Raw genomic sequence first — 12,901 nt, 5'->3', positions numbered from 1 at the left:
CTAGCCCTTGGCGCCGATCGGTGCGGTCACGGCCTTGGTCAGCCGGACCAGGTCCCCTGGGGCAAGTTCGATGTCGAGACCGCGTCGCCCGCCGGACACCAGGATGGTGTCAAAGGACAACGCGGAATCATCCAGGACTGTAGGGGAGGGCTGGCGCTGGCCCAAAGGGGAGATTCCGCCCAAGACGTAGCCGGTCCGGCGCTCGGCCGCCTTGGGGTCCGCCATGGCTGCCTTCTTCGAACCCAGGGCTGCCGCCACGGACTTGAGGTCCAGGGTTCCTGAAACGGGGACGATGCCGACGGCGAGTTTGCCTTCGACTTCAACCATCAAAGTCTTGAAAACCCGCTTGGGATCGATGCCCAGGACTTCGGCAGCTTCCAGCCCATAACTTGCGGCCGATGGATCATGGGAATACGGGTGCAGCACGAAGGGAACGCCGGCCGCAGCTAGTGCTGCAGTGGCCGGCGTTCCCTGTGATGCCATCTTCTTGGCCATGTGCCAGGACGCCTCTCACCTTTGCTGTGCAGAAAGTGGCTTTGCCTTGCAGAAAGGCTTAGCGTTCCAAACGGCTTGCTGCCGCCACTTTCCGCTTGATCCTGCCCAGCATGGCGGTCATGCCGCGCATACGCAGGGGAGTGATGGCCCTGGTCAATCCCAGCAACTCCGGCATGTCATCCGGAACGTCCAGAATTTCCTGGGCCGTCAACCCATCGAGTCCTTCGTGCAGTACCCCGGCGAATCCACGCGTGGTGGGAGCCTCCGGAGGCGCTTTGAAAAACAACCGGTAGGCGCGGGGGCCTTCGGCATTGTCCTTGTTTTTCTCGGATTCGATCGTGAGGAACAAAGGTGACTGGCACTCCACAACCTGCTCCAGCAACTCCGGGTGGTCCTTGAGGCGCTCCGGAAGCTCCGGCAGCCCACGCGAGAACTCGAGCAGCAGTTGCAGGCGGTCAGGCTCCGTCAGTGCCTGGAAGTCATCGACGATTTCCGCCAGTGCGGCGGGCAAAGTGTTGGTACTCATCACTTCCAGCTTACGCACAACGGCGCTGATTGCATTGCTAGTTACGGACCAAGGCGGCCGGCACGGATCCGCGCTCGGCGCCCTTGACGATGGGGACGCGGACCGCGTTGCCCCACTCGGTCCAGGAACCGTCGTAGTTGCGGACGGTTTCAAAGCCCAGCAGGTACTTCAGTGCGAACCAGGTGTGGCTGGACCGCTCGCCAATGCGGCAGTAGGCCACGACGTCGTCGCCCGCCGTCAAACCGGCTTCCCCCAGGTAGAGGGCTTCCAGTTCCTCACGGGAACGGTAGGTGCCGTCCTCAGCGGCTGCGCGGGCCCACGGGATCGAAGCAGCAGTGGGGATGTGGCCGCCACGCAGCGCGCCTTCTTCCGGGTACGCGGGCATGTGGGTGCGCTGGCCCGTGTACTCCTCGGGGGAGCGCACGTCGATCAGGGGGTTGCCCAGGTGAGCCAGGACGTCCTCTTTGAAGGCGCGGATGGGAGCGTCGTTCCGCTCTACTTCGGGGTAGGTTCCCGGGGCCGGCGTCGGTACGTCCGTGGTCAATTCGCGGCCTTCGGCGATCCACTTGTCGCGGCCACCGTCCAGCAGGCGCACATCTTCGTGTCCGAACAGCGTGAAGACCCAGAGGGCGTAGGCTGCCCACCAGTTGGACTTGTCACCGTAGATCACCACAGTGGTGTCGCGGGAGATGCCCTTGGATGCAGCCAGGGAGGCGAATGCGGCGCCGTCCACGTAGTCGCGGGTCACTTCATCATTCAGGTCGGTGTGCCAGTCGATCTTTACGGCACCCGGAATGTGGCCGGTTTCGTACAGGAGGACGTCCTCATCGGACTCCACGACTACCAGCTTGCCGTCGGCGATGGCGCCTTCGGCAAGTGCTGCGGCAAGCCACTGCGTGGACACGAGTCGTTCAGGGTTCGCGTAGGAAGCGAACTTTTCGTTTTGTTCAACGGGGTAGGACATGATGATGGCCTTTCACTGACAACGGGCGGAGCCAGGGCCCTGGAAGCTGCATCAGTTGCCGGCCCGGCGTGCTCCAACACTAACCACGGGCCGCGAGGAATGCTTCCCCGCTGGTCACATGGTGAAACATGGCCTTGGTCACGTCGCCGTTTTCGGGACGCCCGATGCCGGTATTCTTGCTGGGGACCCAAATACTGGAAGAACGGACCACCGTGGTACAGATCGAACAACTGGCTGCCCGCACACCGGCAGTCTCCGTGGAGGAACTCCTCAAGGGTTTCTACCCGTCTCCGCGATTCGGAGAGGTATCGTTCGACAGCTACCGCCCGGACCCCGCCCAGCCCAGCCAGGCCAATGCGGTCAAGCTGCTGTCGGCTTTTGCCGATGGCGTGGGCGCCGATGACGGCGGCGGGCTGTTCAAGAAGTTGTTCGCCAAGAAGACCCCCGCCACTCGGGCCGGCATTTACCTTGACGGAGGCTTCGGCGTCGGAAAGACCCACCTCCTGGCCTCCCTTTGGCACAGGTCTCCCGGTCCCAAGGCCTTTGGCACATTCGTTGAGTACACCAACCTCGTGGGCGCGCTCTCGTTCCGCAAGACCGTGGAAGCCCTCAGCAACTACAAGCTGGTCTGCATTGACGAATTCGAACTCGATGATCCCGGCGACACCGTGCTGATGTCCCGCCTGATGCGCGAACTGGCCGACGCCGGCGTAAAGTTGGCCGCTACCTCCAACACCCTGCCGGGTTCCTTGGGCGAAGGCCGCTTCGCAGCCGTGGACTTCCAGAGGGAAATCCAGGTCCTTGCCGACCAGTTCGACGTCGTCAGGATCGACGGCGAAGACTTCCGTCACCGCGGCCTGCCCGCAGCTCCATCACCTTTGAAGACTGAAGAACTCAAGCACCGCATGCACGCGGAGTTCGACGGACAAACAGTTGCCGTGGATGACTTCCGCACTCTCGTGCACCACCTTGCCGGCGTCCACCCCAGCCGGTACCGCCAGCTGATCTCAGGCATCGAAGCCGTGGTGTGGCGCGACGTCGAGACGATTACCGAGCAGGCAGTAGCGCTGCGCTTCGTGGTCCTCGCCGACCGCCTCTATGACAAAGATGTGCCGATTCTTGCCAGCGGCGTCCCCTTCGACAAACTCTTCACCGAAGAGATGATGACCGGGGGATACATGAAGAAGTACTTCCGTGCCGTGTCCAGGCTTACGGCTCTCGCCCGCGAGGGACAGAACCACGAACCTGCCTGATCCGGTTCCGGCCCTACTTATGTGAAGGTGTCAGCGGTTCCCGGTCTTTCAGCAACCAGCGGACCAGGATGCCTCCCGCCAAAGCCCAGAAGGCAGCCCCCACTCCTGCGAAGCTGATCCCTGAAGCGGCAAGCAGGAAGGTGATGCACGCCGGTACGCGTTCTTCGGCAACTGCCAATGCGGAGGAGATGGCTGAGGCCAGCGTGCCCAACAAGGCCAATCCTGCGACCGCTTCAAGCAAGCCGGCGGGTGCAGCAGCCACCACCGTGACAAGGGCTGCTGAGAACGCGGCCAGTATCAGGTAGGCAAGGCCAGCCACGAATGCCGCGATCCACCGCCTGCTGTGGTCTTTCCCTGCTTCCTCTCCGGCCGCCAATGCCGCGCTCAAAGCAGCAAGGTTGATCGCGTGGCCTCCGAATGGGGCGCCCGCAATGGTTCCGGCTCCGGTGACCACCATCGATGCCCGCCAGGGTGTTGTGAAGCCAAAGGATTTAAGCACGGCGACGCCGGGAATGTTCTGCGATGCCATCGTGACAATGAACAGGGGCAGGGCAAGCCCCACCGCTGCCTCCACCGTGAATGTTGGAGTGGTCCACTCGAGCCGCGGCAACAGGTCATCCCCGGGAATCTGAACGCCGTTCGCCACGATATGGATGCCGATGACGGCGAGGGCGACCACGAGTGAGGCCGGGACCGCCCAGCGGGCCGCGAACTTCGTCATCACCAACCAGCAAAGGGCCACCGGGCCAATCAGCACCGGCGCTTCTCCCAGGGATCTAAAAGGAGCCAGGCACAGGGGGAGGAGGACGCCTGCGAGCATCGCCTGCGCAAGCGGTGTGGGTATCTTCGCCATGAGCCTGCCAAGGCTGGGGAGTAACCCCGTCAGGACGATCAGCACCCCGACGACGACGAACGCACCCACCGCTGCCGGCCAGCCGCCGTCGACCACTCCTGCAGAGGCGAGGAGCGCGGCACCCGGCGTGGACCACGCCAGGGTGACAGGCATTTTCGACCGCCACGCCAGCCATAAAATGCCCAGTCCGAACGTGAGTGTGAGGGCCAGCAGGCCGCTGGAGGCTTGCGCCTGGTTGGCTCCCACAGCCTTCAGTCCGGCAAGGACCACGGCGAAGGAGGACGTGAAACCGACGAGGGCGGTGACAATGCCGGCGGTGATGGGTGCCGCCAACGTGTCCTGGCGGGAGGGACGCTGGACTGCGGAAGAGGCTGATGGCATAAGGACCAAAATACCGGACTGGAAGCTGGAGACCGGTTAAACGCCAAGGGCACCGGTGGCGCCTCTCGGCGGGACCGGTGCCCCCTTGACGTATCTGGTACGGCGGGCTCAGGCAGCTACAGCTGCTTAGGCTCATCCGTGACGGGAGCCTGTGCGGCGTTCCCGTCTGTTGAAGCCACGAAGTCGGAAGCGGCATTCTGAACCGCGTCAACCTGACCTGCGAACTTGCCGCCTGTCTTCTGGTCGACGAAGTCTCCGGCCTTTTCGATGCCATTCTGAATGGCTTCTTCGTTGCCCTGAATGAGACCCTGAGCCTTACCCTTCAGGTCGTCAATTAAACCCACGGGCACCTCCCTTCCTTCGCGGAGCCAGTTCGCTCCTCCGCGTCCGACCCTAACACCAGATCCTTGAGGTGCCAAGGATTCCAAGGGCGCTACGCCAAGGGCTTACTGAGCTCAAGGTGGCGTGGGCTGTCCGGATTCATGAGCGAGTGCTTCCGGCCGTAGGAGAAGTAGATGATCAAGCCAACAATGAGCCAGACGGCAAAACGTAGCCAGGTTTCCCAATGCAGCTGGGACATCAGGAACGCGGAAGCCAGCACGCCGAAGGCGGGAACTACGGGCATCCACGGCAAACGGAAGGTGCGGGGGGCATTTGGCTTCTTGTAGCGGAAGACGATGACGGAAATGCAAACCACAACGAATGCTGCCAGGATGCCGATGTTGGTGAGGTCCGCCACTTCCTTGATCGGGAAAACGCCGGCGAGGAACGCTGAGGCGATGCCCGCGATCCAGGTCACCCGCTGGGGTGTGCCGTGACGGTCGGTACGGGCGAACCATCCCGGCAGCAGGCCGTCGCGGCTCATGGAGAACCATACGCGGGTAACGCCCAGAAGGAAGGTCAGCATCACGGTCAGGATGGACAGGACAGCGAAGACCGAAATGATGGTGGCGATGATAGGCAGGCCAACCCCGGTGAAGGCCGATGCGAAGCCAGCCTTGGGATCGATGTCCTTGTAGTTCTGCATGCCGGTGAGGACGAGCGTAGCTGCCACATACAGCAGCATGGCGATGATCAGGGACAGGACGATCGCCTTGGGCATGTGCTTCTTGCCGTCCTTGGCTTCTTCCGCGGCGGTACTCATGGCGTCGTAACCAAAGACAGCGAAGAACACCGTGGCTGCACCGGCAAAGACCGGGCCGAAACCACTGGGCATGAACGGATTGAAGTTCTCAGTGTTGATGTAGAAAATGCCCAACCCGATGATGAAGAGGATCAACACCACCTTGATGGCAACAGCAACCAATTCGAAGCGGCCGAAAGCCTTGGTTCCCCTGCTGAGGATCCAGGTCACCAGGAGGCACACCAGGATCGCCGGAAGGTTGATGATGCCGCCCTTGCCTTCATCCACTGTGGACGTCATCCAGGTAGGCATGTGGATTCCGATGCCGGACAAGAAGGCATCGAAGTAGCCGGAGATGCCGATTGCCACAACGGCCACAATGGCGATGTATTCAAGCAGGAGATCCCAGCCAATGAACCAGCCAATGATCTCGCCCAAAGCCACATAGCCATAGGTGTAGGCGGAGCCGGCCCTGGGGATCATGCCGGCAAATTCGGCATAGGACAGAGCGGCCGCGCCGGAAGCGAGTCCGGCGATAAGGAACGAGACGAGCACTGCAGGGCCTACGCCCGGATTGTTGGCGTCGCCGTGGGCTACAAGGCCAGCCAGCGAGAAAATGCCGACGCCGATAATGCCGCCGACGCCGATGGCCGTCAGTTGCCAGAGGCCAAGACTCTTGAAGAGTCCACTGTGCTTGCTTTCTTCCTCGATATCGTCGATGGGCTTGCGCCGCATGACGGATTGGGAAGCCGTCTGTTGATTCATGGGGTACTCCTGCCAGTTGGCGTGGAACGGTGATGAGTTCGCATTACATTGTGCGAGAGGAATCACATTAGATAAAGCGACTTTTTCTTAGGTGTATCAGTTACCTCAAATGATGAATGACATTTGGCTCCGCGTGGGCATAAAAAAAGCAGCTCCGAGGAGCTGCCTTTTTGTTGGAGCGGACGACGAGATTCGAACTCGCGACATCCACCTTGGCAAGGTGGTGCTCTACCAGCTGAGCTACGTCCGCACATGTTGCCTGCCCGGCAAATGCCTGGCCTTCAACAACAAACAAGTTGCCTTGTTCTGGTGGGCGATACTGGGATCGAACCAGTGACCTCTTCCGTGTCAGGGAAGCGCGCTACCGCTGCGCCAATCGCCCGTTTCCGGGTCCTAATGAAAGGAGAGCGGACGACGAGATTCGAACTCGCGACATCCACCTTGGCAAGGTGGTGCTCTACCAGCTGAGCTACGTCCGCACATGTTGCCTGCCCGGCAAATGCCTGGCCTTCAACAACAAACAAGTTGCCTTGTTCTGGTGGGCGATACTGGGATCGAACCAGTGACCTCTTCCGTGTCAGGGAAGCGCGCTACCGCTGCGCCAATCGCCCATGCATCCAGCCGTGACTGGAAGACATGGTTTTCACCGAGGTGGGTACGGGATTCGAACCCGTGTATACGGCTTTGCAGGCCGCTGCCTCGCCTCTCGGCCAACCCACCGTGTAAGCAGATTCCGAGGAATTCTTGCCTTGACAGTGCCTTGCGAGCGGACGACGAGATTCGAACTCGCGACATCCACCTTGGCAAGGTGGTGCTCTACCAGCTGAGCTACGTCCGCAGTGCCGTTACGCCGGCCTGCCCAGTAGGCATTCCGTCGCTTTCCGACGAGTAAAAACTCTATAGGAGGTTGCTTCAAACTCCAAATCGGTTGCTTGCTTTTGCTTCCCAAGGGGCTTGGATCCTTGAATTTACGGGCCTCTTGGGGAGTTTCACGGCTGTAATTCCACCTTTGTGGTTCAGTGGTCTGAGCGCGTTTTGCAATCCAGCCCGGGTGGGCTAGTCTTCTGTATGCATCAGCGAGTTGATGCAGCATTTACCCGTTGTACCGGGGCGATTGGCGCAGTGGTAGCGCGCTTCGTTCACACCGAAGAGGTCACTGGTTCGAACCCAGTATCGCCCACCAACAGAAACCCCCGGATTTTCCGGGGGTTTCTTTGCTTTCATCCGGGGGTTTCTTTGCTTTCAGGCGTGGTGCCATCGCTGAGGTAAACCGGGATTTCGCGTTGGGGTCTAGGCAGGTTCCTGGCAGCTTCTTCCGGGTTTGCCGGATCGGTTCCGTTCATCTGGTCCGAGTACACGTAGCCCTTTGCTCCGTTGGTGGCGATTACTGCGAGTAGGTCCGGGGCTTCGCGTCCTGGCACCTCGACGCCATAGCTCTCGCCCTTCGCGTTGATTTTCCACTCGGTAGGACCTTGTGCGATGTATCTGGCGCTGTTTTGCCACCTGTTCCCAGTTTCGGTTGTGGGCCACCCCTTGTGTTGAGGGCTCCAAAGCAACGACATATTTTGACCAGGCACCGCGTGTTCCCAGATCGGACGAAGAGCAGGAGACGTTGGCGCCATCCGGGAAAACGAACTTACCTTCGGTGAGGCAGGTGAGTTCCACCTCAACACCCGTCGCACCAGCGGGAGCCTGTCCAAGGTCAATCGTTGCCGTGCCGCTGTAAACGGCAGTCGAGGGGGCGTTCATGATGGATCTCCTTTCAATACTGGCGAATGGACATGGTGAGGTGATCGAGGCAGCGCAGCCTTCAGCTTCTGGCGGGCACGTGTGCATACGGAATTTAGCTGCCCCGGGTGAAATCCCGAGTGCTTCAGCTGCCGCTGGCAAGGGCAACTCTTCGAAAACGACAAGGCTGACCAGCCTGAGGTCCAAGGGCTTCAAGACAGCCAACGCCGCTGCGACCTCATCATTCATCGACGAGTCGTAGTTTGGATGGGCCGGATCCAGTTCCGCTTCGGCTTCTCTGCGTCTGGGAATGGCGTCTAAGAGCCTTCGATGGCGGACCTTTGATCGCTGAAGATTCCTGGCGGTGTTTGTCGTTGTAACCAACAGCCACGGAAGGATCGAACCATCAACCAGCCTGACGCCTTCCCGACGGCGCCATAACTCAAGGAAAGCGGCTGCCGTGGCGTCTTCGGCGTCGTGCCTTCCTCCAACCAAGGAGCAGTTCGAGCCCCGACCTCCGGCAGGTAAGGTAAGCGGCAGCCCCGCGATCTCCGCGGTGCTCAGTACCGCTCACTTTGGCCGTTGTATCAGCCATTCCTTAACGGTCCGGGCCTCCGGCAGGACCTCGCGCGTTGCCTGCGTACTCATGTCGAACTGCCCGGTCCGCAGCCATCGCCACATGGTGGTGAGGTCCTTCCCCACGAACCGTTCAAACAGCTTCTCCGGCATCGGCAAACCACGGGGCTTTCGTCCGGTCCGTTCCCGCCACAAGGTGCGGCACTCGTCTATTGACCGCACGTCAGATGCCAGTCCCAGCACCGCGCCGCTCCACCGTTCGGGGTCGGCGAACATCCGGGCGGCGATGGCACCCAGATCGTCAACACAGAGCCAGCCCACCGGCCGGGTCGGGCCCATTAGCTTTGGCATCAGGTGCCAGGTGGAAAACTGCGGATAGTAACCTTTGTCCGTCATTAGTTCCATGAACGCCATTGGCCGGAGCACGGTGAGGGGCAGTCCGAGTTCGCGAAAGCGCCGGGCGATAACCAGCTTCGAGTCCCAGGAACCAACGCCTGTTGGCTGGTCGCTGACTCCTGCCGCCCCGTACACCACGTGGCGTATGCCCGCTTCAGCGGCGGCCTCCGCCACGTTGCTGCCTTGCCGGACTTCGGCGTCGATTCCACTGGTCATGGGATTCTGGACGTTGAAAAGCCCGTATGCCCCTTGGAACGGCGTCCGAAGAGAGCCGGGATCCTCGGTGTTCGCCTGCGGAACCTGGGCGCCGAGCGCGCGCAGGGCCTGTGAAGCGTCACTGGACGGATTTCTGGTCAGGGCGCGCACCTGCCAACCGTCTTTGAGGAGGTGACGGACCACGGCCGATCCCTGCCGGCCGGTCGCACCGACCACTACCACCACACCCGGAGTGCCCCTGCCCGACGAAAAAACCATAGCTCAGTATCCCATTCGGGCCGAGGATTTGACCCGGGGCGGAAGGAACAGCCCACGCCCCGTCCGGGCGGATGAGAGCGCCGGTTGCGAGAGTTTTTCGAGGATTTCATCGGCGGCTCGGCGGCTCGGCGGCCGGAGCGGGCGGCGCCATCCATGTAGCCGCTCCAGACTGTTGTGGTCTGTGCGCCTGTCCAGTGGATCTGGCCTACGGCTGGAGCGAGCAACCACCGTACTGGATCCAAGCGCTCGCATCGGCCTCAACCAGCTTCCGCGCTGCACTCAGGCAGGCCAGGCCCGCTCCCACAGCTGCCCGGGAACGGGAATAGAGCTGCCATCCGGTGGCCGGCGGCTCCCGCCGCAGCGTGAACGTATGCAGCTCTGCCTGGGCTCCAGATGGTCGAGCCTGCACCTGCCAGTACTCAACGCTGGCGACGTCCCCGGCGCCGACAGCTACGCGGTGCCGGCTTCGGGTGCAAGAGCCACTGCGGTTTCCTTTCTGTTGTTGCTGCCGGTCAGGCGGCTTTGACGAGGGGGAGTTCGTCCCAGTGGGTGGTGTATCTGGGGGAGAGCATGTCGCGTTTCATGGACCAGTCCGGCCCGTTTTTGATGCCGGCATGGCCCAGTCCAATGGAGCCACGGCCGTATCGTTTGCTGACCTCTTCGACGAGGATGCCGATGCCGCGTTCTTCGTGCGGGTTCTCGAACAATTCCAGGGGCTTCTGATTACCGGTCGGGCGGAGGTCGGTGACCATGATCCCGGCGCGGACGTACTTCACTCCCTCGTGGACCTGGGGGAGTAGGGCGTGGGCTGCCCTGGTCAGGAGCACAGGATCAGCGGTGGGCATCGGCAGCGCCAAACACACCGACGGGAAGGACTTTTCGTTTGGGTTGAAGTGCGACGTTGCTGCGAACGCGGTGAGAACTTTGGCTTGCAGGTCATGCTTGGCCAAGCGGGCACTGGCCATCTGCGCGTAGACGCTCATGACCTGCCGCAATCCGGCACCGGTTGTGATTGGTGTGGAGAAGGACCGCGAGAAGATCAGCTGGTCCCGGCCGATGCGTTCTTCCTCCATGGGAATGCACGGAGTGCCTTGCAGCTCCAGAACTGTGCGCATCATGACAATGGAGAACTTGTCGCGGATCGCCACAGGATTAGCCCGGGTGAGGTCCAGGATCGAGAAGATTCCCATCGCGTTCAGGCGCTTGGTGAGTCTGGTGGCCACGCCCCAGATTTCGATCACCGACAGCTTCGCCATGAGTGCTTCCCGTTGCTCGACGGGTACAGATTGCCAGCGGCAGACGCCATCGAACCAAGGGTTCTTCTTGGCCCATTTGTTGCACAGCTTGGCCAGCGTTTTCGTGGGCGCGATGCCCACACAGACAGGCACGCCGACGTGGCGCCTGCAGGCTTCTTTCATCGTCCGGCCCAGCTGCAGCAGCTCATCGGGTTCACCCTTGACGCCCAGGAATGCTTCGTCGATGGAGTAGACCTCCAGCCAGGCTGAATACCTGCCCAGCAGCTCCATGACCCTGGCTGAAATGTCCCCGTACAGTTCGTAGTTGCTGGACAGGGCCACCAGGCCCCATTCCTTGGCCCGGGGGCGCAGTTTGAACCACGGCTCGCCGAGCCCAATGCCCAGACGCTTGGCTTCCGGTGAACGGGTGACCGCGCAGCCGTCGTTGTTGGAGAGAACTATGAGCGGTTTACCCTCCAGTGCGGGATTGAAGACACGCTCGGCTGAGGCATAGAAGCAGTTCACGTCCACATGCGCTATCTCCTGCATCCGGCGCATGATTGCGGGCTTAGACATGGTGCAAACACCGTGTCGCAACGCCCCAGATGGTCAGGTCCGAGAGCGCTGGAACCTTGATGTCAGGAAAGTCCGGGTTGTCGGCCTGCAGGACGACACCGTGGGCAGTGATCCTCAGCCTCTTGATGGTCAGCTCGCCGTCAAGAACAGCGACAACGACAGATCCGTCCTTGGGCTCCAGTGCGCGGTTGACGATCAGCTCATCGCCGTCGCTGATGCCGGCCTGCTGCATGGACTGCCCGGTGACTCGGACAATGAAGGTACTGGTCACGTCCTTGATCAGGTGCTCGTTCAGGTCAATGCGACCGTCGAAGTAATCCTGGGCCGGTGAGGGGTAGCCAGCAGCAACCGCTACCGGTGCCATCAGTACAGCTACCAGAGAGAGTCCCGCATCTATCACACGGGGGCCAACTATCACGCCCACAACACACCTTTTTTCGAATATATGTTCGAATTAAAGTGTACGCCGTTCCACCGACAGAATAGGGACTCCACCAAGTCGCATTCGGTGCCTTATGCCCGGGGGGTGTGTGACCGGCCAACCGGAGGTGACCGGCCACACTGCACGTTGGCCAGGACGGGGGGTTGTCCCCCTGTCCAACGTGCGTACGCACTGACATGCGTACTCAGTCCGGACAAACTGTGCAGGCGGTGCGCTTGTGACGGGGGCCGGAAGGCCACAGTCTGTTTTGCCAACAGAGAGTCCGTGGCCTTTGAGCCCCGCGTCTACGTAGTGCGCGTTAGCAGAGGGTAGTGACGCGTTTTCTCAGAAAGCTTTCCTCGGTGGTGATTTCATCCAGCACTCCGGGACATCGAAGGCTGCGAAGGTTGCCGGCAGGTGATGCGGCAGAGCCGGTAGTTCGGCTTTGGCAGTAACCATCCTGCGCTGGAGGGCATCAAAGTCCACCAGGCTGTTGTTCCAGATGACAGCCTCTTCCGGCCAGCTCAGGATCCTGCCAGAAGGTCCGAGTTCCGGCCCGGTCGCCTTCCTGGGGAGCCCCGAGCTTCTCAAAGAGTTTTCGCTTTTCGCGACATGAACTTTTCCAATCCCGCACTCCTTTGACTGGAGACCCGACCTTGCCGGACGCAATCGGTCAGGCTCCGCAACATATGTTTGGCCGTCGGCTGTGGGGTCTGTCGGTCACTGTTCATTGGAGAGAATCCCTTGAAGTATCTGCTTGGGAAAATAACAGCCTTCGTTGCCGTATTAATGGTCGTTTTTGGCGCACTTTCAATGGGGGTGCTCCACCTAAGTCCATCAGCTCACGCCTACGAAGTAGCAACCAACCAGGCAAACGTTACCGGCGGAGCGGCTATTTTGACGATGCCAGGATCCGGTCTTACGGCCACCTATGATCAATCCGGACTGACTGACCTCGTGGGACAGTCAACGATGGGCAGCCGTGGATATGTGGCCTCTGATTTCTCACAAAACATTGGGACTGGGTCCCCGGCTGTTGAATTCGCTACCAACGCGGTCAATAATTGCGCGGCAACCGGTCCCTGTAGCGGCTTGGGGACGGTCACGATCGCGTTTAGCCAGCCCGTGAGGAATC

At 61.0% G+C, this 12,901-nt stretch carries 13 protein-coding genes, 7 tRNA genes and 1 pseudogene; 2 read left to right on the top strand and 19 right to left on the bottom strand.

Going from position 1 to position 12,901, the window contains the following annotated elements; translation table 11 throughout:
* From ybaK to AC6I97_RS15390, 3 genes are read right to left on the bottom strand one after another with little or no spacing between them, the layout of a single operon-like run.
* Positions 1 to 495: a Cys-tRNA(Pro) deacylase gene (gene ybaK / locus AC6I97_RS15400; protein ID WP_224089640.1), complete on the bottom strand. Its 495-nt coding sequence runs from the start codon at positions 493 to 495 to the stop codon at positions 1 to 3.
* Between the two features lie 58 nt (positions 496 to 553).
* On the bottom strand, positions 554 to 1,021 hold the full coding sequence (locus AC6I97_RS15395) for a SufE family protein (RefSeq protein WP_224167107.1): 468 nt from the start codon (positions 1,019 to 1,021) through the stop codon (positions 554 to 556).
* A gap of 37 nt (positions 1,022 to 1,058) precedes the next feature.
* Positions 1,059 to 1,985, bottom strand: coding sequence for a sulfurtransferase (locus tag AC6I97_RS15390; protein WP_224089642.1), 927 nt, complete (start codon positions 1,983 to 1,985; stop codon positions 1,059 to 1,061).
* A gap of 212 nt (positions 1,986 to 2,197) precedes the next feature.
* On the opposite strand from AC6I97_RS15390, the gene zapE reads away from it, so the two are divergent.
* Entirely contained in the window at positions 2,198 to 3,238 is a 1,041-nt protein-coding gene (gene zapE / locus AC6I97_RS15385; protein ID WP_224090952.1) for a cell division protein ZapE, read from the top strand.
* 13 nt (positions 3,239 to 3,251) lie between these two features.
* Here the strand turns inward: zapE and AC6I97_RS15380 are convergent, their stop codons facing one another.
* The 9 genes from AC6I97_RS15380 to AC6I97_RS15340 form a co-directional block, all read right to left on the bottom strand.
* Positions 3,252 to 4,472: a benzoate/H(+) symporter BenE family transporter gene (locus AC6I97_RS15380; protein WP_497945348.1), complete on the bottom strand. Its 1,221-nt coding sequence runs from the start codon at positions 4,470 to 4,472 to the stop codon at positions 3,252 to 3,254.
* A gap of 116 nt (positions 4,473 to 4,588) precedes the next feature.
* A complete protein-coding gene (locus AC6I97_RS15375) occupies positions 4,589 to 4,822 on the bottom strand; it encodes an antitoxin (protein WP_224167109.1) in 234 nt (77 codons plus the stop codon).
* 83 nt (positions 4,823 to 4,905) lie between these two features.
* Positions 4,906 to 6,360 carry an amino acid permease gene (locus AC6I97_RS15370; protein WP_216923133.1) on the bottom strand — a complete coding sequence of 485 codons (1,455 nt, stop codon included), beginning with the start codon at positions 6,358 to 6,360 and terminating at the stop codon, positions 4,906 to 4,908.
* Between the two features lie 174 nt (positions 6,361 to 6,534).
* Positions 6,535 to 6,610, bottom strand: a tRNA-Gly gene (locus AC6I97_RS15365).
* A 57-nt stretch (positions 6,611 to 6,667) separates the two neighbouring features.
* Positions 6,668 to 6,742, bottom strand: a tRNA-Val gene (locus tag AC6I97_RS15360).
* Between the two features lie 24 nt (positions 6,743 to 6,766).
* Positions 6,767 to 6,839 (bottom strand) — tRNA-Gly (locus AC6I97_RS15355).
* 57 nt (positions 6,840 to 6,896) lie between these two features.
* A tRNA-Val gene (locus AC6I97_RS15350) sits at positions 6,897 to 6,971 on the bottom strand.
* A 38-nt stretch (positions 6,972 to 7,009) separates the two neighbouring features.
* Positions 7,010 to 7,080, bottom strand: a tRNA-Cys gene (locus tag AC6I97_RS15345).
* A gap of 45 nt (positions 7,081 to 7,125) precedes the next feature.
* Positions 7,126 to 7,198 (bottom strand) — tRNA-Gly (locus tag AC6I97_RS15340).
* A gap of 270 nt (positions 7,199 to 7,468) precedes the next feature.
* Here AC6I97_RS15340 and AC6I97_RS15335 point away from each other — a divergent pair.
* Positions 7,469 to 7,543: transfer RNA gene (locus AC6I97_RS15335), tRNA-Val, on the top strand.
* 37 nt (positions 7,544 to 7,580) lie between these two features.
* Here AC6I97_RS15335 and AC6I97_RS15330 read toward each other — a convergent pair.
* From AC6I97_RS15330 to AC6I97_RS15300, 7 genes and pseudogenes are all read right to left on the bottom strand, one after another.
* Complete coding sequence (locus tag AC6I97_RS15330) at positions 7,581 to 7,781, bottom strand: hypothetical protein (RefSeq protein ID WP_497947284.1); 201 nt, start codon at positions 7,779 to 7,781, stop codon at positions 7,581 to 7,583.
* A gap of 652 nt (positions 7,782 to 8,433) precedes the next feature.
* Positions 8,434 to 8,583 (bottom strand): annotated as a pseudogene (locus tag AC6I97_RS15325) (RNA polymerase sigma factor); the annotation flags it as partial.
* Between the two features lie 75 nt (positions 8,584 to 8,658).
* A complete protein-coding gene (locus AC6I97_RS15320; RefSeq protein WP_497945347.1) occupies positions 8,659 to 9,534 on the bottom strand; it encodes an NmrA/HSCARG family protein in 876 nt (291 codons plus the stop codon).
* A complete protein-coding gene (locus tag AC6I97_RS15315; protein WP_497945346.1) occupies positions 9,492 to 9,758 on the bottom strand; it encodes an FAD-dependent oxidoreductase in 267 nt (88 codons plus the stop codon). Before AC6I97_RS15315 ends, AC6I97_RS15320 begins: the two co-directional genes overlap by 43 nt.
* The gene (locus AC6I97_RS15310) at positions 9,740 to 9,943 is read right to left on the bottom strand and encodes a hypothetical protein (RefSeq protein ID WP_497947280.1); all 204 of its coding nucleotides are present in this window, start codon (positions 9,941 to 9,943) and stop codon (positions 9,740 to 9,742) included. The genes AC6I97_RS15315 and AC6I97_RS15310 overlap by 19 nt, the downstream gene beginning before the upstream one ends.
* A gap of 103 nt (positions 9,944 to 10,046) precedes the next feature.
* Positions 10,047 to 11,345, bottom strand: coding sequence for a Y-family DNA polymerase (locus tag AC6I97_RS15305; RefSeq protein WP_497945345.1), 1,299 nt, complete (start codon positions 11,343 to 11,345; stop codon positions 10,047 to 10,049).
* Positions 11,338 to 11,769 (bottom strand): LexA family protein, encoded by a 432-nt coding sequence (locus tag AC6I97_RS15300; RefSeq protein WP_224089653.1) that lies wholly within the window; start codon positions 11,767 to 11,769, stop codon positions 11,338 to 11,340. Before AC6I97_RS15300 ends, AC6I97_RS15305 begins: the two co-directional genes overlap by 8 nt.
* Between the last annotated feature and the right edge of the window lie 1,132 nt (positions 11,770 to 12,901).

Source organism: Arthrobacter sp. TmtSoilC48 (genome assembly GCF_059739425.1).
The sequence above is the reverse complement of the archived record's forward strand: the minus strand, read 5'-3'. Positions and strand labels throughout refer to the sequence as shown.